Source organism: Streptomyces sp. NPDC026575 (assembly GCF_055567415.1).
Window position 1 is genome coordinate 57,000 of the sequence record NZ_JBVHQM010000006.1, and the last position, 21,694, is coordinate 78,693.

A 21,694-nucleotide genomic window follows, 5' to 3' on the forward strand; every position below is an offset into this window, starting at 1 on the left:
CGAGCCTATCGGCCTTCCGGGGGAGGCCGGTCGGCGGTCTCACCGAGCAGGATCCGTTCGAGACCGGCCCGGCCGGGCAGACGGGCGGGTCTGACCAGCTCGCCGCTGCGGACGTAGAGGAAGGCGGCGCCGACGGCGGACGGGGGCAGGCCGTAGCGCTCGGCCCAGGCGAGGCGGTAGACGGCCAGCTGGAGGGGGTCTGCGGTCCGGTCGCGGCCGGTCTTCCAGTCGATGATCTCGAAGCGGTCGCCGTCGGGGCCGCGCTCCTTGTAGACGGCGTCGATGCGGCCGCGGATCACCCGTCCGGCGAGCATCAGCTGGAAGGGGGCCTCGATGCGGAACGGCGTGCGGTGGGCGTACGGGGTGCGGGCGAATGCCTCCTTCAGGGCTTCCAGGTCCCGTTCGTCGGCGATCGGGGCTTCCTCGCCCTCCTCGGCACCGGGGAGTTCGTCGGGGCCGAGCAGCGGGAGGGTCAGCTCCTCGAAACGGGACTCGACCCAGGCGTGGAAGCGGGTACCGCGGCGGGCGCCGGGCTGGGGCGGGCGCGGCATGGGACGGGCCAGCTCCCGGGCGAAGCCGTCCGGGTCGGCGGCGAGGCGGAGCAGCTGGGTGGCGCTGAGCGCGGCGGGCAGCGGCACCTCGCGGACGGTCGCGCGCGAGCGGCGCAGCTCGGCGGCGAGCGCGTCCAGATCGCGGTCCCAGGAGCCGAGGATGCGGCGCTCCTCGGGGAGGAGGGTGTGCGGCGACGCACCGCCGCCGCCGGGGGCGGGGACGCCGGGTCCGACGGGGGCGGGTTCGGTGCGGGCGGGCTCGTCGGGATCCGGTTCGGCGCGGCCGGGCGGCTCGGTGCGATCGGGCTCGGCGGAGCGTTGGGCGACGATGCGGGGGCGGGGCGGGGCGGCATCGGCGCCGGGGGCGCCGAACGGCGGAGCCCCGTCGAACGGGTCCGCTTCGAGGGGCCCGCCGGACGGGTCGGTGTCGAGGGGCTCGTCATACGGGTCGGCGTCGAACGGGTCGGCTTCGGGAGCCTCGTCGTACGGCGGGAGCTCGTCGAACGGGTCGGGCTCGGGCAGCTCGTCGTACGGGTCGCCGCTCTCCTCCGCCACGTCGTGAGCCGGGGGCGGCGGCCACTCCGGGTCGTGCGCGGCGAGCGGTGCGGGCGCGGAAGCGGGGGCGGGTGCCGACGGGCCGGCACGGCGCGCCAGATGGGCGCGCACCCTGGCCGCGGCCTCGCGGCGGCGGGCCATGGCGGTGGGGTCGAGGGGCAGCGGCCATGCCTGTTCCGCGGCGGCCTCGGCGAGGGCGGGGTTCTCGGCACCGTCCTCGGGGGGCTCGGCCCAGAACTCGATCTCGCCGTGCCCCGCCTCGCAGTGCTCGCGCAGCGCCTCCAGGAACGCCGACGGACCGCGGGGGCGCTTCTGATGGGGGCCCCACCAGTGGCCGGAGCCGAGCAGCAGGGAGCGGGGGCGGGTGAAGGTGACATAGCCGAGGCGGAGTTCCTCGGTCTCCTGGTGGTGCTTCATCGCCTCTTTGAAGTCCTTCAGGCCGCGGGCGTCCCACTCCTCGACGTCCGGGAGGGTGGCGGCGTCGCCGCGCAGGGCGTGCGGCAGGACCTTGGCGCGGGCGGTCCAGGACTCGCGGGCCTGTTCGCTGGGGAACTGCTTGGCCACCAGGCCGGGGACGGCGACCACGTCCCACTCCAGGCCCTTGGACTTGTGGGCGGTGAGCACCTTGACGGTGTTGTCGCCTCCGGGGAGGGAGCTGTCCAGGCCCTTCTCGTACTGGACGGCGGTGCGCAGGAAGCCGAGGAAGGCCAGGAGGGAGGCGTCGCCGTCGAGGGATTCGCCCCCCTGCTTGGCGGCGAAGCCCGCGGCGATGTCGAGGAACGCCCCGAGCGTCTCGCGGCGGCGGGCGGCGAGGGCGTGCGGCGACGCGGAGAGCTCGACCTCCAGGCCGGTGACGGCGAGGATCCGATGGAGGACGTCCATGAGCGGATCGCCCAGGGAGCGCCGCAGGTCGCGCAGCTCGGTGGCGAGGTAGGCGAAGCGCACCCGCGCCTCGGCGGAGAACGGGAGGCCGTCGTCCGGCCCGTCGGCCTCCAGGAACGTGTCGAGGGCGTCGGCGAGCGAGACGGTCTCGGCCGGGTCGACGCCCTCGACGGCCTCGGCGAGGCGCTGTGCGGGATCGTCGGACGGACCGCCGTGGTGGACGAGCGCGCGGGCGCGGCGGCCGAGCAGGGCCAGGTCGCGGGGGCCGATCCGCCAGCGCGGGCCGGTCAGCAGCCGGACCAGGGCGGCGTTGGCGGTGGGGTCCTGGAGGACCTCGCAGACGGCGACGAGGTCGGCGACCTCGGGCAGATGCAGCAGCCCGGAGAGGCCGACGACCTCCACGGGGATGTCCCGGGCGACCAGTTCGCCCTGGATGCGGGCGAAGTCGGCGGCGGTCCGGCACAGTACGGCGATCTCGCCGGGCGGGGTGCCGGTGCGGACGAGATGGGCGAGGGAGTCGGCGAGCCACCCCAGCTCCTCGGCGTGGGTGGGCAGCAGGGCGCAGCGCACGACGCCGTCGCGCTCGGCCCCGGGGGCGGGGCGCAGCGCCTCGACGCCCTCGTGCATCCCGCGCAGGGGCGCGGCGAGGCCGTTGGCGAGCGCGAGGAGGCGGCCGCCGCTGCGGCGGTTCTCGCTCAGGGCGTACCGGCGGGCGGGCGTGCCGTCCTCGAAGGGGAAGTGCTCGGGGAAGTCGTCCAGGTTGGCGACGGAGGCACCGCGCCAGCCGTAGATGGCCTGGCAGGGGTCGCCGACGGCGGTCACCGCATGGCCGGTGCCGGAGCCGAACAGGCCGGACAGCAGCAGCCGTTGGGCGACGGAGGTGTCCTGGTATTCGTCGAGCAGGACGACCCGGAAGGCGTCGCGCAGGATCCGGCCCACCTCGGGGCGGGTCGTGGCGAGGGTCGCCGACGAGGCGATCTGGTCGCCGAAGTCGAGCAGATCGCGGCGGCGCTTCTCGCTGCGGTAGGCGGCGACGAGGTCGAGCAGCTCCAGGCGGCCGCGGGCGGTCTCGGGGACCTTGCGCAGGTCGGCGTTGCTGAGCCTGGCCCCGTCGAGGGCGGCCAGGAGGGCGGTGTCGTACGCGCGCAGGCGGGCCGGGTCGACGAGGTGCTCGGCGAGCTCGGCGTCCAGGGCGAGGAGGTCCTCCACGAGGGAGGGCAGCGAGGTCGTGAGGGACGGATAGGGGCCGGGGGCGGCGCGCAGGGTGCGCGCGGCGAGCTGGAAGCGGGTGGCGTCGGCGAGCAGCCGGGCGCTGGGCTCCAGGCCGATGCGCAGGCCGTGGTCGGTCAGCAGCTGGCCGGCGAAGGCGTGGTACGTGGAGATCCGAGGCTCTCCGGGGGGCTGGTCGGCGGGGGCGCCGCCGTCCTGCGGGAGGGCGTCGGGGTCGGTGACGCCGGCGGCCAGCAGCGCGGCCCGCACCCGCTCGGCGAGCTCACCGGCCGCCTTGTTCGTGAACGTCAGCCCGAGGACCTGCTCGGGAGCGACCTGGCCGGTGCCGACCAGCCACACCACCCGCGCGGCCATGACCGTGGTCTTTCCGGAACCGGCTCCGGCCACGATGACCTGCGGGGCGGGCGGGGCGGTGATGCACGCCGTCTGCTCCGGTGTGAACGGGATGCCCAGCAGCTCCTTGAGCTGCTCGGGGTCGGTGATGCGGGCTGACACAGCGAAAACCGTAACGGGCGGCACTGACAATCGCCGCCGGCGGTGGCGTCCGCGCAGGTCACAGCCCGCTCCCCGGCGGCCGCGGCCGGCTCACTCCACCACGTGCCGGCCCTCCGGCTGCGCGCTGCACGAGGCGCGGAAGGTGCAGTGGGCGCAGTGCGTCCCGGTCGTGGGCGTGAACCGCTCCTCCAGCACCCGCCCGGCCGCGGTGGCGAGCAGCTCGCCGACCCACTCGCCGCTCTCGCCGTTCCCGCCGCTCTCGCCGTGCGCGGCGCCGCCGTCCAGCGGCGGCTGCGCCTGTACGGCCGGCAGCGCCTCGCCGCCCTCCTTCCGGGGCGCGCCGAGGCGCAAGTGCACCAGCTCGGCGCCGCCCGCCTCGGGGGTGCGCCCGTCGAAGACCTCGTCGACGGCGCCCTCCCGCACCGCGAGCTGGTAGACGGCGAGCTGGGGGTGGCGGGCGACCTCCGGCCCGGTCGGCTTCTGCTTGCCGGTCTTGAAGTCGACGACGTACGCCCTGCCCTGCGCGTCCCTGGAGACGTGGTCCATGCTGCCGCGGATGCGGACCTCGTAGGCGCCGGCCCGCAGGGCGACGTCGAAGCCGTGCTCGGTGGCGACGGTGTCGCGGCCGCGGGTCTCGCGCTCCATGACGTGCCAGCGCAGGAACCGCTCCAGGGCGGCGCGGGCGTTGTCCTTCTCCTGGCGGGACTTCCAGGGGGCGTCGAAGGCCAGCGCGTCCCATACGGAGTCCAGCCGCTCCATCAGGACTCCCAGGTCGGCGGGCGTGCGGCCGGAGGCGACCTCGTCGGCGAGCACATGCACGACGTTGCCGAAGCCCTGGGCGGCGGTGGCGGGGGCGTCCGCCTTGACCTCGCGGCCCAGGAACCACTGCAGGGAGCAGGTGTTGGCGAGCTGGTCGAGGGCGCTGCCGGACAGCACCACGGGCCGGTCGCGGTCGCGCAGCGGCACGGCGGCGCGGGTCGGCTCGGCAAGGCCCCACCAGTTGTCGGGGTGGGCGGCCGGCACCAGGGGCCGGTGGTCGTCGTCGTGCAGAGCGGCCAGCTTGGCGAGGCGCTCGGCGGCCGCCTCGCGCAGCGCGGGGCCGGCGGCGGGATCGACGGTGGTGGCGCGCAGCTCGGCGACGAGCGCGGCGACGGCCAGGGGGCGGCGCGGCCGGCCGGTGACGTCCTGGGGGGTGACGCCCAGCTCGGTGAGGAACCGGGAGGGCTGGTCGCCGTCGTCGGCGGCGGCCTTCACGGCGGTCACCACCAGGCGCTCGCGGGCCCGGGTGGCGGCCACGTAGAACAGCCGGCGTTCCTCGGCGAGCAGCGCGCCCGGGGTGAGCGGCTCGGCGAGGCCGTCGCGGCCGATCCGGTCGGCCTCCAGGAGCGAGCCGCGGCGGCGCAGGTCCGGCCAGAGCCCTTCCTGGACGCCGGCGACGACGACGAGCCGCCACTCCAGGCCCTTGGACCGGTGTGCGGTCATCAGCCGTACCGCGTCGGGCCGCACCGTGCGGCGGGTGAGGGTGTCGGCGGCGAAGTCCTGGGCGTCGAGCTCCTCCAGGAAGTTCAGGGCGCCGCGGCCGCCGGTGCGCTCCTCGGCGCGGGCCGCGGTCTCGAAGAGGGCGACCACCGCGTCGAGGTCCCGGTCGGCGTTGCGCCCGGCGGCGCCGCCGCGCAGGGCGGCCCGCTCCAGGCGCTGCGGCCAGGGGGTGCCGTCCCACAGCTCCCACAGCGCCTGCTCCGCGGTGCCGCCGCCGACGAGCAGCTCGACGGCCTTGCGCAGCAGCAGGCCGAGCCGCTGGGCGCCACGGGCGTACGCGGGGTCGTGGGCCACCAGGCGCTCGGGTTCGGCGAGCGCCCGGGCGATCAGCTCGTCGGAGGGGCGCGGCAGCGGCTGCCCGGCGGCGCGCTCCTCCTCGCGCAGGGCGCGGCCCAGGCGGCGCAGGTCGGTGGCGTCCATCCCGCCGAGCGGGGAGGTCAGCAGGTCGAGGGCGGTTTCGGCGTCGAGCCAGCGGGGGGCGGCGGCCTCTTCGGCGGCCGCGGCGACCCCGTCCCCGGTGGCGCCGGACCCCCCGGTGACGGTCCCCAGGGCCGCCCGCGCCGCCGCCCGCAGCGCCGTCAGCAGCGGGGCGACGGCCGGTTCGTGGCGCAGCGGCAGATCGTCGCCGTCGATGTCGAGCGGCACCCCGGCGGAGGTGAGCGCACGGCGCACGGCGGGGATCGAGCGCCCTCCGGCGCGTACGAGGACGGCCATCTCGCCCCAGGGCACGCCGTCCTCCAGGTGGGCGCGGCGCAGGATGTCGGCGACGTTGTCCAGCTCGGCGCCGGGCGTCGGGTACGTGAACACCTCCACCCGGCCGCCGTCGCGCACGGCGGCCGGCTCGCGGTGGGCGCGTACCTGCCGGGCCGGGAGGCGGGTGAGCGGCATCCGGCGGGTCAGCGACCGGGTGGCCGCGAGCAGCCCGGCGCCCGAACGCCGGGAGGTGCCCAGGACCGCCACCGGGGCGGGGGTGCCGTCGCCGCGGCGGAAGGACTCGGGGAAGTCGAGGATGCCGTTGACGTCCGCGCCCCGGAAGGCGTAGATCGACTGGTCGGGGTCGCCGAAGGCGATCAGCGTGCGGCCCGGGGAGCCCGGCCGCCCGGCCGCTCCGTGGTTGCCGGCGAGCGCCCGCAGCAGCCGTACCTGGGCCACGTCGGTGTCCTGGTACTCGTCGACGTACACGGCGTCGTAGGCGGCGGCCAGCTCGGCCGCGACGTCGGTGCGCCCGGCGAGCAGGACCGCGCGGTGCACCAGCTCGGCGTAGTCCAGGACGCCCTGGCCGTCCAGGACGTCGAGGTACTCGGCGAGGAAGTCCGCCGCGGCGCTCCAGTCGGGGCGTCCCGTGCGCCGGGCGAAGTCGCCCAGGGCGTCCGGGCCCAGGCCCAGTTCGCGGCTGCGGGCGAGCACCGCGCGGACCTCGTCGGCGAAGCCGCGGGTGGTCAGGCAGGCCCGCAGCTCGTCCGGCCAGCCGATCCGGCCGCGGCCGGCGCCGGCCAGCTCCGCCTGCCCTTCGAGCAGCTCGCGGACGACCAGGTCCTGCTCGGGTCCGGACAGCAGCCGCAGGGGGTCGGCGAACAGGTCGGCGTCCTGATGGGCGCGGACCAGGGCGTAGCAGAACGAATGGAAGGTCGTGGCCTGCGGGATGCCCGCCCGTCGCCCACCACCGCCCTTCCCCGGAAGCCCGTCGGGCTGCCCCTCCAGATCGCACAGCCGCGCCGCGAGCCGGTCGCGGAGCGCCACCGCGGCCTTGCGGCTGAAGGTCAGGACGAGGATGCGCTCGGGGTCGCCGCCGGCCCGCACCCGGCGCACCACCGACTCCACCAGCGTCGTGGTCTTGCCGGTGCCCGGCCCGGCCAGCACCAGCAGCGGCCCTTGGCGGTGGTCAACCACAGCGCGCTGGTCTGCGTCCAAGGCAGGAGGATCCACCCGCCCCGGAGGCGTACGCACCAGTCGGTACGCGCCGGAGGCGTCCCGCCGCTGCGCCCGGTAGGGCTGCGTCGGCGGAACGGCCGAGAAGGAGGAACTCACGTGGATCGCCGGTCCTGAGGAGGGTGCTGGTCGTGGTGCGGATGCGGTGCGGGGCGCGCCGCGGTGCGGGGAGCCGGCCGTTCGGCCGGTCCGGCCCGGTGCCGTACGGCGGGGCGGCGGGGGCGGCCCGTGCCGTGGCGGCAGTGCCCGACGCTACGCCAGGAGCCGGGCGGACCGAAGTCCGTCCCCCGGCCCGGCGCCCGCTGCCGCCGGGGCTACGGTTCCCCGGCGCCGTCCCGCCCGTCCCACCGGGCGCGCCGGAGGTCGAGCCTCGGTATGTGGTCGTCGGCGGACCCGGGGGCCTCGCGCAGCGGCGTGGCCTCGTCCCGGTAGTGCGCGAGCGCGCGCAGTTCGCTGCCGGGCAGCAGTCGGCCGTCCGCGCGCACGACGCGCCACCAGGGCACCGCGCCGCCGTAGAGCGCCATCACCCTGCCGACCTGCCGCGGTCCTCCCACCCGTCGCCCACCACCACCCTTCCCCGGAAGCCCGTCGGGCTGCCCCTCTTCATGTCGCCCACCACCCCCCTCCCCCGGAAGCTCCTCGGGCTGCTCCTCTTCATGGAGCCACTCCGCGACATCGCCGTACGTCATCACCCGGCCCGCCGGGATCAGCTCGGCGACGGCCAGGACCCGCTCCGCGTACTCGGGCAGCTCACCCGCCACCCCATCTCCGGTCCCACTCATTCGGTCCATCCTGCCGCACGGCGCCGACAATGGGACCGGACACACGGTCCCGCACCACCCTGGAGGCCGGCGGCACGGTGCCGCCCGCCGCGGCACGGGCGGGGTGACACCCGCTCCCGGACGGCAGCGGGGGACGAGGTTCCGCTTCCCGTACCCCCGAAATGCACCCTGATGCCCTCCTCCACCGGTCGGTCGTGCCACCATCTTCCGGACGGTGACTGGTGATACGAGATCAAGAAGAGACGGCCGAGCAGGGTGCAGCGCCTCCACGGGAGGCGGGCGCCCCTGACGCTCTGCCCGTCGACGCCACCGACACCGCCCCCGACCCGGCCGCACCGACCGAGCGGCCGCAGCGGCGGCAGGTGGCACCGAAGGGGAAGCACCAACGGAGGCCGGCCACGGCTTCCGCTACCGAAAAGGCGAGCACGATCAAGAAGGCCGAACGACCCGGGGCGTCTGAGAGGCCACAAGGGCCCGCTGAGCCCGAACCACCCGAGGGGAACGAGGAGGAGCGGCAGACCGAGCAGCGAGCCGACCAGGACGAGCGGGTCGAGCACGGCAAGGACGCCGAACCGGTCTCCGGCGCGGCCCGGGCCAGGGCCCGTACGGGCTCGCACCGCGCCGATCTGAGCGCCGACGAGCACGGCGAGTTCCACGTCGACCGGGTCTCCGGCGACGAGCCGCTGCTGCCCGCCCGGGTCCACCGGCCCGCCGACCTGCTGCGGCTGCTGCTCGGCATCGCCGGGATCGCCCTGGTCCTCGGGCTCGCCACCTTCGCCCACGGCACCACCGCGGGCCTGGCGCGGGACATCGGCACCGGCGCCAAGGCGGCGCCGCCCCTGCTGATCAATCTGGCCGGGCTGGCCTCCAGTGTCCTGGTGCTGATCGTTCCGGTGGCGTTCGCCGTCGAGCGGCTGATCAAGCGGGACGGGCTGCGGATCGCCGACGGGGTGCTCGCCGCCGTCCTCGCCCACGGGGTGTCGCTCGCCACCGACCTGTGGGTGGCCGAGTCCGCCCCCGCCTCCATCCGGGTCGCGCTGACCCAGCCGCTGGCGAACGGTTCGCTCTCCGCCCCGGTGCACAGCTATCTGGCGCCGGTGATCGCCTATATGACGGCGGTGGGGATGTCGCGGCGGCCGCGCTGGCGGGTCGCGATGTGGGTCGTGGTGCTGCTGGACGTCGTCGCGGTGCTGGTCGGCCGGTACACCACCCCGTTCGCGATCATCACCACGGTGCTGATCGGCTGGACCGTCGCCTACGGCACCCTCTACGCCGTCGGCTCCCCCAACGTCCGCCCCACCGGCCAGAACCTCCTCGCCGGGCTGCGCCGGGTCGGCTTCCACCCGGTCAGCGCGATGCGCGCGGAGGACGCCCACCACGCCGACCAGACCGAGCAGAGCGACCGCGGCCGCCGCTACATCGTCACCCTGGAGGACGGCCCGCCGATCGACGTCACCGTCGTCGACCGCGAGCAGCAGGCCCAGGGGTTCTTCTACCGGGTCTGGCGGCGGCTGTCGCTGCGCGGCATCAACCAGCGCCGCAGCCTGCAGTCGCTGCGCCAGGCGCTGGAGCAGGAGGCGCTGCTGGCGTACGCGGCCATCGCGGCCGGCGCCAACGCGCCGAGGCTGATCGCCACCTCCGAACTCGGCCCGGACGCGGTGATGCTGGTCTACGAGCACATCGGGGGCCGCACCTTCGACTCGCTGGCCGACGAGGAGATCACCGACGCGCTGATGCACAGCGCCTGGCGGCAGGTCGAGGCGTTGCAGTCGCGGCGGATCGCACACCGTCGGCTGGTCGGCGACGCCCTACTGGTGGATCGTTCCGGCAGCATCGTGCTGACCGAGCTGCGCGGCGGGGAGATCGCGGCCGGCGATCTCGTCCTGCGGATGGACATCGCCCAGCTGCTGGCCACCTGCGGGCTGCGGGTGGGCGCCGAGCGCGCGGTGGCCGCGGCCGTCGAGGTGCTCGGTCCGGACGCGGTCGCCGACAGCCTGCCGCTGCTGCAGCCGATCGCGCTCAGCCGCACCACCCGCGCCACCCTGCGCCAGCTGGCCCGGGAGCGCTCCAAGCGGGAGCGGGAGGCGGTGCTGGCCGCGTCGCAGGCCGCCAAGGAGGCGCGGGAGGCACGCGAGGCGGAGGGCCCGAAGGACCGCAAGGCGATACGGGCCGAGCGGCATGCGGAGAAGAACGCCGAGAAGCGGGCCCTGGACGAGGCGTCCGAGGAGGCCCGCGAGGAGGATCTGCTCGCCCAGATCCGCCGGCAGGTACTGCTGATCCGCCCCACCGCGGTGATCGAACCGGCGAAGCTGGAGCGGCTCAGCCCGCGGATCCTGATCAGCTGGATCGCCGGGGCGTTCGCCGCGTATCTGCTGCTGTCGCAGCTGACGCACTTCAACCTCGACGACGTCTTCAGCAAGGCCCAGTGGTGGTGGGTGCTGGTGGCGATGTTCTTCTCGGCGCTGACGTACATCGCGGCGGCGATGAGCCTGCTGGGCTTCGTCACCGAGAAGGTCGGCTTCGTCAAGACCGTCGTCGCGCAGATCGCCGGCAACTTCGTGAAGCTGGTGGCGCCCGCGGCGATCGGCGGCGTCGCGCTCAACACCCGCTTCCTGCAGCGCGCCGGGGTCCGGCCGGGCCTGGCGGTGGCGAGCGTGGGCGCCTCCCAGCTGTTCGGCCTGGGCAGCCACATCCTGCTGCTGCTGACCTTCGGCTATCTGACCGGCATGCAGAGCAGACAGGACCAGTTGTCGCCGTCCCGTACGGTCATCGCCGGTCTGCTGACGGTGGCGGTGCTGGTGCTGGTGGTGACGGCGGTGCCGGTGCTGCGGAAGTTCGTGGTGACACGGCTGCGGTCGCTGTTTGCCGGTGTGGTGCCGCGGATGCTGGACATCCTGCAGCGCCCGGGGAAGCTGATCACCGGCATCGGCGGAATGCTGCTGCTGACGGCCGCGAACGTGATGTGCCTGGACGCCTCGATCCGCGCGTTCGGCGGCGGCGACCAGCTCAGTTACGCCAGCATCGCGGTGGCCTTCCTCGCCGGCAACGCGCTGGGGTCGGCGGCGCCGACACCGGGCGGTCTGGGCGCGGTCGAGAGTGCGCTCATCACGGCGCTGACGCTGGGCGGCCTGGGCGGCGACATCGCCTTCCCCGCGGTGCTGCTGTTCCGCCTGATGACGTTCTGGCTGCCGGTGCTGCCGGGCTGGCTGGCCTTCACCCACCTGACGCGCAAGGGCGAGATCTGAGGCGGCCGCGGGCGGCGAGTTGCGCGCACCGCGAAGGCGCCGGTCCGTACCGCACGGACCGGCGCCTCGATGCTTGCGTGGCAGGGGTCTAGTAGACCGGCTTCTCCGGCTCGACCGTGTTGACCCAGCCGATGACGCCGCCGCCGACGTGGACCGCGTCGGCGAAGCCGGCGGACTTCAGCACGGCCAGTACCTCGGCCGAGCGGACGCCGGTCTTGCAGTGCAGGACGATCTTCTTGTCCTGCGGGAGGTCCTGGAGGGCGGTGCCCATCAGGAACTCGTTCTTCGGGATCAGGCGCGCGCCGGGGATGGAGACGATCTCGAACTCGTTCGGCTCGCGGACGTCGATGATGTCGATCTTCTCGTCGGCGTCGATCCACTCCTTGAGCTGCCGGGGAGTGATCGTCGAGCCGGCCGCCGCCTCCTGGGCCTCCTCGGACACGACGCCGCAGAACGCCTCGTAGTCGATGAGTTCGGTGACGGTCGGGTTCTCGCCGCAGACCGCGCAGTCGGGGTCCTTGCGGACCTTGACCTGGCGGTAGGTCATCTCCAGTGCGTCATAGATCATCAGACGGCCGACCAGCGGATCGCCGATGCCGGCGAGCAGCTTGATGGCCTCGTTGACCTGGATGGAGCCGATGGAGGCGCACAGCACGCCCAGGACGCCGCCCTCGGCGCAGGAAGGCACCATGCCCGGCGGCGGGGGCTCGGGGTACAGGCAGCGGTAGCAGGGGCCGTGCTCGGACCAGAAGACCGATGCCTGGCCGTCGAAGCGGTAGATCGAGCCCCAGACGTACGGCTTGTTCAGCAGCACGCAGGCGTCGTTGACCAGATAGCGGGTGGCGAAGTTGTCCGTGCCGTCCACGATCAGGTCGTACTGGCTGAAGATGTCCATCACGTTGTCGGCTTCGAGCCGCTCCTCGTGAAGGACCACGTTCACGTACGGGTTGATGCCCTTGACGCTGTCCCGCGCGGACTCGGCCTTGGAGCGGCCGATGTCCGACTGGCTGTGGATGATCTGGCGCTGGAGGTTCGACTCGTCGACCTCGTCGAACTCCACGATGCCGAGCGTCCCCACGCCCGCCGCGGCCAGATACATCAGCGCGGGCGAGCCCAGGCCGCCGGCGCCGACACACAGCACCTTGGCGTTCTTCAGCCGCTTCTGCCCGTCCATCCCGACATCGGGGATGATCAGGTGGCGGGAGTACCTGCGGACCTCGTCGACGGTGAGCTCCGGAGCGGGCTCGACCAGGGGTGGCAGCGACACGGATGACCTCAACAAGGGGGTTGGTCGGTATCTGAGGACTGACTTGTCTTCCCGTAACACTGCCACGCCCCTGTTCATTCCGAGACACCCGGTCCGATGCGCGAGACGATTTCGTCCCAGTAGCCGGGCAGCGACGCCCAGGCGTCCGCGGCCTCGCCGGCCCCCGCGGCGGCCCGGCGGTCGGTGAAGCAGACCGTGCCCGCCCCCTGCCAGCGGGCGATCCGCAGCGCCTCGTCCAGGTGCGTGCGCGGCACGCCGTGGACGAGGTGGCAGAACCGCTCCGGAGCGTAGTCGGCCGTCCACTCGGCCACCTGCGACCAGCGGTAGTCGGCCCAGCGGCCGGAGAACGTGACGAGCTGGTCGGCGGACTCGGCGTAGCCGGGGTGGGGGTGGGTGCCGTGCCCGAAGACGAGGTGACCGCGGTCGCACAGGGTACGCAGGGCACCGGCGAGCCGCCGGGTGGCGGGCAGCAGCGCCCGGTCGGTGGGGCAGTTCGCCAGCCAGAAGCCGTCGGTGCGGTACCACTCCAGATAGCGGTGCGCGTCGGAGATCAGCTCCGCGAAGGGGCGCGCCCCCAGGCGCAGGTCCAGGTGTCCCAGCACTCGGACACCCGTCTCACGCAGCCGGGCGGCGGCCGGCAGGCAGTGCGGGTCGGGACGGGTCCCGGGGCCGTGGGACACATCGAGCACCGCCCAGTGCACCAGCCCCGGGGGGCAGCGCAGCAGCCCGGCCCATTCGGTGGCCGCCAGCAGCGGATGGGCCAGGCCCGGGACGCCGACGCCGAGCGGCGCGGGCCCGGTCGGGGCGCGGGTGGCGCCGGCCGGAGTGATCAGATACGACATGCGGCCTCCATCCAGATGTCGGCGAGGGACTCCTCCAGACCGATCCGGGGGCGCCAGCCGAGCCGGTCGCGGGCGGTGCGCACGTCCGCCTGCTGCCAGGTGCCGCAGCCGTCGGGGTAGGGGTAGGTGGCCGGCGGCGAGCCGGCCGGGTGCTCGGCGGTCGGCGCGGGGATGACCAGCCGGGCCGGCGGGGAGTCCAGTTCGTGCAGCGCTCCGCCGAAGCCGGCGACCCGGGCGAGTACGGAGGCCGCCTCGCGCAGCCGTACGGCGCGGCCGGTGCCGATGTTGACCACGCCCTGCGCGGCCGACAACGAGGCGGCGTGCACCGCCCGGGCGACATCCCGGACGTCGACGAAGTCCCGCTGCACCCCGAGCCCGCCGAGCTTGAGTTCGCTGTCCCCGGACTGCATGGCGCGGCGCATCGCCTCGGCGAGCCGGCCGAGCGGCGAGCCGGCCGGGGTGCCGGGGCCGACCGGGGAGAAGACCCGCAGGACGACCGCGTCGAGCCCGGAGCCCAGGACCAGTTCGGTGGCGGCCAGTTTGCTGACGCCGTACGGCCCTCCGGGGCGCGGCACCGCGTCCTCGGCGGTCGAGGAGCCGGGCTGGGAGGGCCCGTATTCGGAGGCGCAGCCCAGGTGGACGAGCCGGGCCCCGCAGCCGCTACGGCGCAGCGATTCGCAGATGGTGGCGACCGCGACGGTGTTGTGCCGGGTCAGCTCGCGGGCGCCGCCGCGGGTGGCGCCCGCGCAGTTGACGACCACCCCGGGGTGCACCGCGTCCAGGAAGCGGGTGAGCGCCCCGGGGCTGCCGGTGGCGAGGTCGAAGCGGACGTCCGCGTCGTCGCCCCGCCCGAGGGCGGTGAGCTGGACGGCGGGGTCGGCGAGCAGGCGGTCGGCGACATAGCGGCCCAGGTAGCCGTTGGCACCGATGAGCAGCACCCTCATCGTGCGACCCCCCGGTCCGCGGTACGTGTGGTCGGGTGGACGTTCATGTGTCGCGCTCCTAAAGCGGATCGAGGGAAGTGCGTCGACTTCGGCCGCGGGGACGGCCTCCGCCCCGGGGGCGGCGGCCACGTGGGGGTGGGGGTCCGCGGCGAACCGTCCGAAGGGGCCGTTTCGGGGTGCCTCTTCGGGGGTGGTGCGTGGGTGGGATGCCCGCGTGGGGGTGCGGGGAGACGGGCGCCCGGCGTGGGCCGAAGGGTCACGGCCGAGGTGGCCTTGCCGGTCCGGCGGGGCCGGGCGAGTGCGCGCAGGCCCCGGTGAGCGCCCGCAGCCCGTAGGCGAGGAGGCCCAGGGCGGCGGCCGTACAGGCCACGGCGGGTACCGCGGCCGGTCCCGCGGGGGCGGTCAGCGCCTCCACCGGGGCGACGAGCGGGGCCAGGCCGGGGAGCCGCGCGATCAGCACCAGGGCCGGGGCGAGCGCCTCCAGGGCGGCGGCCGAGGCCAGGCCGGCGGCGGCCGCCTCGGGGAAGCCGTGGACGGCGAGCAGCCGGGCGAGGAAGAGCAGCACGCCCAGCGCGGCCGCCGCGGCCACCGCGGCCGCACCGCCGCTCGCGAAGACCGCCCCCGCGCCCAGCAGCAGCGCGACCAGCGCGCCCAGGAAGAGCGCCGTGGCGGCGAGCAGCAACGGCCGGGTGCGGGCGGCGAGCTCCCCCAGGCCGCGGCTGGCGGCCAGGCCGCGCCGCCCGCGTACCGCGAACCACCGGGCGCAGCCGGCCGCGGGCAGGACGGCGCAGGAGAGCGCCACGGCGGTGGCGACGGCGGGCCGCGGGTGCGCGTACGGCAGGTCGGGGCCGTTGGCCAGCAGCTCCGCGAGCAGCCGGTCGCCGAACACCGCGTACCCGACCGTCCAGCAGACCCACAGGCCCGCGGTGCGCGATCCGGCGCCCTGGTGGCGCGCCCGCAGCGGCCCGGACCGTACGGCCAGCCGGACGGCGAGGGCCAGCAGCACGACGCCGGCGGCGGCGACGGCCATACGGGAGGCGGGGGCCGCCGTCTCCCCCACCGAGGCCAGCGCGGCGACGGCCGCGCCGCAGACGGCGCCGGGGAGCAGCTGCAGTACGGCGCCGCAGCGCCCGCCCCACCCCCGGCCCCGCCCCGCGCCCGCCTCCGGCGTGCCCTGCTCCGCGCGCGGCACCCGGGCGTAGAGCTCCTCGGCGAGCGAGAAGACGTCGCGGTGCCGGAAGCGGGCGGCGGTGCGGTCGGTGACGCCGTGCGCCTCCAGGCCGGCGGCGATCTCCAGCGCGTCGACGGCGTGTGCGCACAGCTTCTGGTGGCGGTGCATCAGGGCGCGTACGGGGTCGGCGGGGCCGCGGCGGGCGGGGCGGGCGGTGGCCCGGTCGCCCGTGGCGGGGCGGTCCTCCCCCGTGGTCGCGGGGGCGCGGGTGGTGCCCCCTTCGGGCGCGGTCATGCTCCGTCCCCCTTCGCCGGGGCCTGCGTACCGGCGCCCTGTCCGGCGGGCTCCCGGGACGGGCGGCCGGGGGCGGCCGCGGCGGTGCGCTCCCGCGCGTACGCCGGACGGCCCGGGCGGTCGCGGCGCCGGAGCCCGTCGCGGTTGCCGGCGTGCGCCACATCGGCCATGCCGGTGACCAGTGCCACGCCCACCACACCCATCGCACACATCACGTCCAGCACACCCATCACCACTGCCATCTCCCTCACGCTGATCTCGCCTGCCTCATCGCCCTTCGCTCCCCGTCTCACCGGCTGTCTCATGTCTCGGACATCACCGGAACACCGGCCGGCCGCTTCCCGTCCGGCACCGCCCAGCTCGGCGTGCGGCCGGCCGGCGCGTCCGCCTTGGCGGCGGTGGTCGCGGCCCAGCGGCCGGGGACATGGGACTCGGCGGGGCGGGCGAAGGGCTGCGGTACGCCCTGGGCGTCCAGCGCGCGGTGGTCGGCCGGGCGGGCCGGGGTGCGCGAGATCAGCTCCAGGTAGATGCCGCGGAACGCCGCGATGTTCTGCTCCACGGTGAACAGTTCGAGCGCCCGCGCCCGGGCCGCCGCGCCCAGCCGGGCCCTGCGGTCCGGGTCGCCGAGCAGCGCCCGGCACGCCTCGGCGAGGGCGCGGGGGTTGCGCGGCGGGACGACCAGTCCGGTGCCGCCGATGACTTCGCACACCGCGCCGGCATCGGTCGACACCGTGGCCCGGCCGCAGAACATCGCCTCCACCAGGGAGCGCGGAAAGCCCTCGACGACGCTGGAGAGCACCACCACCGCGCCCGAGGCGTAGGCGTCGGCCAGGCTCGGCACCTCGGGGCTGCCGATCTCCTCGAAGCTGACCGGGTTCTCGCCGACGGTCCGGGCGTCGGCCGCCTCGTCGGGGAAGAGCTGGGCGGCCAGCGCCCGGCACTGCTGGAGGTAGCCGGGCGCCTGCGGATCGCGGCCCACCCCGCCGATGATCCGGAGCGTCGCCTCCGGCTCGGCCCTGCGGACCTCGGCGAACGCGTGCAGCAGCGCCACCAGGTCCTTCGCGGGCTCGACGGCGCCGACCCACACCAGCGTCTTGGAGTCGTCGGCCGGGGCGTCGGCCACCGCGGCGAAGGGGGCGGCGTCCATGCCCGGGTAGACCGTGCGCAGCCGGGCCCGGTCGGCGCCGCAGTGCTCCTGCCAGCGGCGGACGTGGGTGTTGCCGGGCGTGATCAGGGCGGCCTGGGCGTAGGTCTCGGCGGCCAGCGCGCCCTGGAAGGCGGCCAGCAGCGCGCGCACCGGAGCGCTCAGCGGCGCCGCGGCACGGGCCAGGTAGTGCTCGCGCAGCCGTACGCCGCACTCCGTGACCAGCAGCGGAGTACCGAAGAAGCGTTTGGCCAACAGCCCGGGGAGGGCGGCCGCACCGCCGGAGGTGGCGTGGCAGAGGTCCACCCCGTCGAGGCCGGGGGTGTCCCGGTCGCCGTACCAGTCCAACGACAGCGGGCGCAGCGCGAGTTCGAGCTGTGCGACGACCGCCAGCAGATCGTTGACCTGTGCGCCGTGGCCGGCCGGCAGCGCGCGGGGGCCGTGGCAGGCGGCCTCCAGGGTGCGTACTGCGTCCTCGGAGCGGAGCAGGGCGGGCAGTCCGCCGTGCTCCCGGGCACGTTCGGCGAGCCCGTAGAGACCGCTGGCGAAACGGTCCGCCTTGCTGGTCAGAGAGTTCTCGGCGGTGCCCTCGGAGTCCGGTTGCCGGTCACCGGACGGGGCCGTGGCGAAGGCCGTCACCAGATCGCCGAAGTGCTCGGCGAAGCGGCGCCTTTCGCGCCGGCCGGGCGCGCGGCCCCGGCGCTCGTCCGCGCCCCGGAGGTGCTCGGCGGGGAAGTCGCCCCACAGGGGCGCACCGCGCACCAGCCGTACGTGATCCGGAAGGGCGGGTCTCTCCCCCGCCTCCTGCCGCGGCTGCGTACTCAGGGCGTAGACCTCGAAGTCATGGCCGGTGAGCCCGCACACGAGCCGGTCGCACCACGCGTGCGATCCACCGGACGCATACGGATAGCCACCCTCGGTGAGCAGTCCAACGCGCACGACTGCACCCCCGTCCTCCCATATCGACGACCCCGGCGCGACGGCAGGGCCGTCACCTGGCAGGAATGAAGCTATGCAAAAGGGCCGGTGGCGCGATGGACGGTTGTCCGTCGCGCCACCGGAAGGGGTGAAAGCACGTAACTTTCCCCCCACAAGGGCGTTTCGCCGCGCTATGTGATCGCTACGCCACGGCGCGTAGCGCACGGGCCGGCAGTGCGGCACCGCGGTCCGGTCAGCGCTGGGTGGGGAACGGCCAGGAGTTGGGGCGGCAGGTCGCGCCGTCCGTCGTCAGGAACTTCGTCTGCTGCATCATCACCGGGGCCAGCGCGCCCTGCCGGGAGCATGCCTCGTGGTCGTGGCCGAGCCGGTGGCCGACCTCGTGGTTGATCAGCATCTGGCGGTAGGCGAGCATCTTGTCGGGCCCGTAGGTCTTGGCGCCCTGCGCCCAGCGGTAGGCGTTGATCATGACCCGGTCGGTCGCCGCCGAGTCGCAGGAGACGTTGTCCTCGGTGGTGTCGAGACCGGACTTGGCGCACCACTTCGCGGTGGTCCCCGGGCTCGCCAGCGTGATCACGAAGTCGGCGGTGCCGGACGCCACCCGCTGGAAGGTCCGCTGCCCGCCGTGCGCCCAACTGCGGTCGTCGTTGAGGGTCTTGTGCACCGCCTCGGCGAACAGCCCGCCGTCCAGCGGCAGTCCCTCCTCGACGTCGACGCGGTAGCGCAGCACCTTGCCGCGGCCCGGCGCCTTGGCGTCGCCGCCGGTCGGCTTGAACCGCCCGCTGCCCGTCAGGTCCGCGGCCAGCGGGAAGACCTGCGTCATCTTCTCGTCGTAACCGGCCGGCTTGGCGTCCTGGGTGGGCCTGGTCTGCGACCGGGATGCCTCGTCGCCGACGCCGTCGGTGCGGTCGTTGCCGCTGCTGGCCTGCGGGTCGCCGCCGTCCTTGTGCTGTTCGGCGACCTGGCCGGCGATGACGACGGCGAGCACGGTGGTCACCGCCGCGGCCGCGGCCCCGGTGAACGTCCGGCCCTTGCCGCCCTTCTTGGCGCCGTCCGGCTCCCGCTCCTCGGGCGCGTCGTCGAACTCCTCCTCCGGGCCCGGGCCGTCGGGGCCGCCGAGCGCGTCGCCCGGTGCGCCCGCCGCGTCGCTCCCGTCGCGCTCGAAGACCACCGAGCGCCCGGTGAACCGGCCGCCGGGCGGCGCACCGCGTCCGCCGGGCGCCCCCGCCCGGAACACGTCGTCGTCGGCCTCGTACGGGCCCTGCGCGTCGAAGGCGTCCAGATACTCGCGGCGCGGTGCCGCGGCGCGGCCCGGTACGGCCATCGGCTGCGTACCGGACATCTCCGCGCGCGGCCGGGGAATCCTGGGCGCGGCCGCTCCGGGCGCCATCGGGGAGGCCGGCGCGGCGGGGAACGCGCCCCAGCCGCCGCCCGGCTCGCGCTGCTCGGGGTGCCCGCCGCGCACCGTGTCGCCCTCGGCCGGCTCGCGTCTGCGGCGGCCGGAGCCCGGCCCCGGCGGGGGCGTTCGGCCGCTACCGGGCGGCGCGGCCGTCGGCGAAGGTGCTTCGGTCTCCGGCCGGCTACGGCGGCTATGGCGTCCCACGGGGCGTGTCAGCTCCTGCCCGCTTCGGCGGTCACATCGGTCACTTCACAGTCGAGCAGGTCGCGGACGGCCCGCGCGACCGCCTCCGGGTACTCCATCATCGCCACGTGACCCGCCTCCGGAAGCGTCAGCAGTCGCGAACCACGGAACGCCGCGGCCGCCCGCCGCGCCATCCGGAAGGACACCAGGCGGTCGCGTCCACCGTAGACGAGAAGCGTCGGGGCGAGCACGCGCTCTGCCTGACGCCACAAATTGTGCTGCCCGCCGAGCGTGTAGGAGTTCACCAGGGCCCGCGCCGAGCGCTCCATCACCTCCCAGAAGTAAGGGAGTTCGAGCCGCCGGGCGAATTCGTCGACCGCGGAGTTGAAGCCCTCCGGGCTGACCCGTCCGGGGTCGCCGTAGCAGAGCGCCAGCACCTCGCGGGTGCGGCGCTCGGGGGTCCAGTCCCGGGTGAGCCGGCCGAAGAGCCGGCCGGTGCCGGGGACGGCGAGCAGCGCCGTCGGCACCGCGGCCAGCTGCGGGCGCAGCTCGGGCAGCGCCGGCGAGATCAGGGTCAGGGTGCGGACCAGGTCCGGGCGCGCCGCCGCGACCCGGGTCGCCACGGCGCCGCCCATGGAGTTGCCGATGAGGTGCACGGGGCCGCGCCCGGCCGCGTCGAGGTAGCGGATGACCACCCGCGCCTGCGCGGAGACGGAGTAGTTGCCGTCGGCGGGCGGCGGCGACTGCCCGAAGCCGGGCAGATCGATCGCCTCGCCGTCGACGCGGTCGGCGAGCAGCGGCATCAGACCGGACCAGTTGAGCGAGGAGCCGCCGAGGCCGTGGACGAACAGCGCCGGCTCGCGGCCGGGCCCGGCACCGTCCTCGCCGGCGCCGTCCGCGTCGCCGTCCCGTCCCGCGGGCCGTCCGACCGGCGCCCGCACGGTCAGCGTCAGGCCCGTCAGGGTCACGGTGCGCACCGTCTCCGCCGCGCCGCGCCGACCGGGGCCGGCCGGGGGCACCGGGAGGGCTGCGGTCGCGGTGTCCGGCGACTCGGTCGAAGACATGGAGTCGATGTTACGAGACGATCACGCCCCCGATTGTGTGTTCGCGGTCACACACCGCATCGCGCTGCCGCGGCGGCTCTCCTAGGCTCGTAGGCAAGGGCAGTCGCCCCGAGGCCCTGCTGTCACATCCGGCACCGGCCGACGAAGCGAGTCCACGAGGAAGTCCGCGAGAAAGGGAGCCACCATGCGCGTCGACCCGACAGACCCGGACACTTTCGAGGACGAGGGAGCCGCCACCGAAATTGACGTGGAGGCTCCGGAAGCGGACGCCGCGGAGCAGTACACCGACCTCTCGCCGCACCGCGACGACCCGCTGACCGGCGCCGACCCGGACGCGGCGAACGAGGCGGACCGCGCCGAACAGGCCCGCGTCGTGGAACTCAACGAAGACGAATACCGATGACCTGGGGCGTTATGTCGGGTTGCGGAAGTCGTGCCGGACAGAAATTCTCACCCCGGACCGCGCACAGCCGGGTTACCCAAAAGTACGATGGCGGGCGCGGTGCACCACCTTGTACGGACCGCGTACGGAACGATTTCTGGGAGGCAGCGTGAGCGCCATCGAGCAGACCGAGGCGGCGCGCCCGCGGGGCACACGCCTGCCACGCCGAGCCCGGCGCAACCAGCTTCTGGGCGCGGCACAGGAGGTGTTCGTCGCCCAGGGCTACCACGCGGCCGCCATGGACGACATCGCCGAGCGGGCGGGCGTCAGCAAGCCGGTGCTCTACCAGCACTTCCCGGGCAAGCTGGACCTGTACCTGGCGCTGCTGGACCAGCACTGCGAGGCGCTGCTGCAGTCGGTGCGCTCGGCGCTGGCCTCGACGACCGACAACAAGCAGCGCGTGGCGGCCACGATGGACGCCTACTTCGCCTACGTGGAGGATCCGGGCGGCGCCTTCCGGCTGGTCTTCGAATCGGACCTGACCAACGAGCCGGCCGTGCGCGAGCGGGTGGACAAGGTGTCCCTGGAGTGCGCGGAGGCCATAAGCGCGGTGATCGCCGAGGACACCGGCCTGTCGCAGGACGAGTCGATGCTGCTCGCCGTGGGACTGGGCGGGGTCTCCCAGGTGGTGGCGCGCTACTGGCTCTCCTCCGGCAGCCAGGTTCCGCGGGACACCGCGGTGCAGCTGCTGACCTCGCTCGCCTGGAAGGGCATCGCGGGCTTCCCGCTGCACGGCAGCGACACGCACTGACCGTGTTCGCTGCTGGCGTGGTGCGGGGCGTCCTGCGCGTCCCCGTACC

14 protein-coding genes are annotated in these 21,694 nt (G+C 75.0%); 3 read left to right on the forward strand and 11 right to left on the reverse strand.

What is annotated here, in order from left to right; genetic code table 11:
• Positions 1–5: 5 nt before the first annotated feature.
• From ACZ4NB_RS10080 to ACZ4NB_RS10090, 3 genes are all read right to left on the reverse strand, one after another.
• Positions 6–3,713 carry a UvrD-helicase domain-containing protein gene (locus ACZ4NB_RS10080; protein ID WP_467659908.1) on the reverse strand — a complete coding sequence of 1,236 codons (3,708 nt, stop codon included), beginning with the start codon at positions 3,711–3,713 and terminating at the stop codon, positions 6–8.
• 90 nt (positions 3,714–3,803) lie between these two features.
• Complete coding sequence (locus ACZ4NB_RS10085; RefSeq protein ID WP_467659910.1) at positions 3,804–7,280, reverse strand: ATP-dependent helicase; 3,477 nt, start codon at positions 7,278–7,280, stop codon at positions 3,804–3,806.
• Between the two features lie 215 nt (positions 7,281–7,495).
• The gene (locus ACZ4NB_RS10090) at positions 7,496–7,963 is read right to left on the reverse strand and encodes an MGMT family protein (RefSeq protein WP_467659912.1); all 468 of its coding nucleotides are present in this window, start codon (positions 7,961–7,963) and stop codon (positions 7,496–7,498) included.
• A gap of 221 nt (positions 7,964–8,184) precedes the next feature.
• On the opposite strand from ACZ4NB_RS10090, the gene ACZ4NB_RS10095 reads away from it, so the two are divergent.
• Entirely contained in the window at positions 8,185–11,208 is a 3,024-nt protein-coding gene (locus tag ACZ4NB_RS10095) for a lysylphosphatidylglycerol synthase domain-containing protein (protein ID WP_467659914.1), read from the forward strand.
• An 88-nt stretch (positions 11,209–11,296) separates the two neighbouring features.
• Here ACZ4NB_RS10095 and moeZ read toward each other — a convergent pair whose 3' ends face one another.
• The 8 genes from moeZ to ACZ4NB_RS10135 all read right to left on the reverse strand — a co-directional run bounded on the left by moeZ (position 11,297) and on the right by ACZ4NB_RS10135 (position 20,452).
• Positions 11,297–12,475, reverse strand: a complete 1,179-nt coding sequence (moeZ, locus tag ACZ4NB_RS10100) for an adenylyltransferase/sulfurtransferase MoeZ (protein ID WP_467659916.1) — start codon at positions 12,473–12,475, stop codon at positions 11,297–11,299.
• A gap of 74 nt (positions 12,476–12,549) precedes the next feature.
• A complete protein-coding gene (locus ACZ4NB_RS10105) occupies positions 12,550–13,317 on the reverse strand; it encodes a spherulation-specific family 4 protein (RefSeq protein ID WP_467659918.1) in 768 nt (255 codons plus the stop codon).
• A complete protein-coding gene (locus ACZ4NB_RS10110) occupies positions 13,305–14,261 on the reverse strand; it encodes an NAD-dependent epimerase/dehydratase family protein (RefSeq protein ID WP_407287844.1) in 957 nt (318 codons plus the stop codon). The genes ACZ4NB_RS10105 and ACZ4NB_RS10110 overlap by 13 nt, the downstream gene beginning before the upstream one ends.
• Positions 14,262–14,517: 256 nt before the next feature.
• Positions 14,518–15,726 carry a hypothetical protein gene (locus tag ACZ4NB_RS10115; protein WP_467659920.1) on the reverse strand — a complete coding sequence of 403 codons (1,209 nt, stop codon included), beginning with the start codon at positions 15,724–15,726 and terminating at the stop codon, positions 14,518–14,520.
• Positions 15,723–15,968, reverse strand: a complete 246-nt coding sequence (locus tag ACZ4NB_RS10120) for a hypothetical protein (protein ID WP_467659921.1) — start codon at positions 15,966–15,968, stop codon at positions 15,723–15,725. The genes ACZ4NB_RS10115 and ACZ4NB_RS10120 overlap by 4 nt, the downstream gene beginning before the upstream one ends.
• 59 nt (positions 15,969–16,027) lie before the next feature.
• Complete coding sequence (locus tag ACZ4NB_RS10125; RefSeq protein ID WP_467659923.1) at positions 16,028–17,809, reverse strand: DUF3492 domain-containing protein; 1,782 nt, start codon at positions 17,807–17,809, stop codon at positions 16,028–16,030.
• A gap of 232 nt (positions 17,810–18,041) precedes the next feature.
• Positions 18,042–19,409, reverse strand: a complete 1,368-nt coding sequence (locus ACZ4NB_RS10130) for a DUF3152 domain-containing protein (protein WP_467659924.1) — start codon at positions 19,407–19,409, stop codon at positions 18,042–18,044.
• An 8-nt stretch (positions 19,410–19,417) separates the two neighbouring features.
• Complete coding sequence (locus ACZ4NB_RS10135) at positions 19,418–20,452, reverse strand: alpha/beta fold hydrolase (protein ID WP_467659925.1); 1,035 nt, start codon at positions 20,450–20,452, stop codon at positions 19,418–19,420.
• Between the two features lie 184 nt (positions 20,453–20,636).
• Here ACZ4NB_RS10135 and ACZ4NB_RS10140 point away from each other — a divergent pair, with 184 nt between their 5' ends.
• Positions 20,637–20,855, forward strand: coding sequence for a hypothetical protein (locus ACZ4NB_RS10140; protein WP_467659927.1), 219 nt, complete (start codon positions 20,637–20,639; stop codon positions 20,853–20,855).
• Between the two features lie 148 nt (positions 20,856–21,003).
• Complete coding sequence (locus tag ACZ4NB_RS10145) at positions 21,004–21,645, forward strand: TetR/AcrR family transcriptional regulator (protein ID WP_384439077.1); 642 nt, start codon at positions 21,004–21,006, stop codon at positions 21,643–21,645.
• Positions 21,646–21,694: the final 49 nt, after the last annotated feature.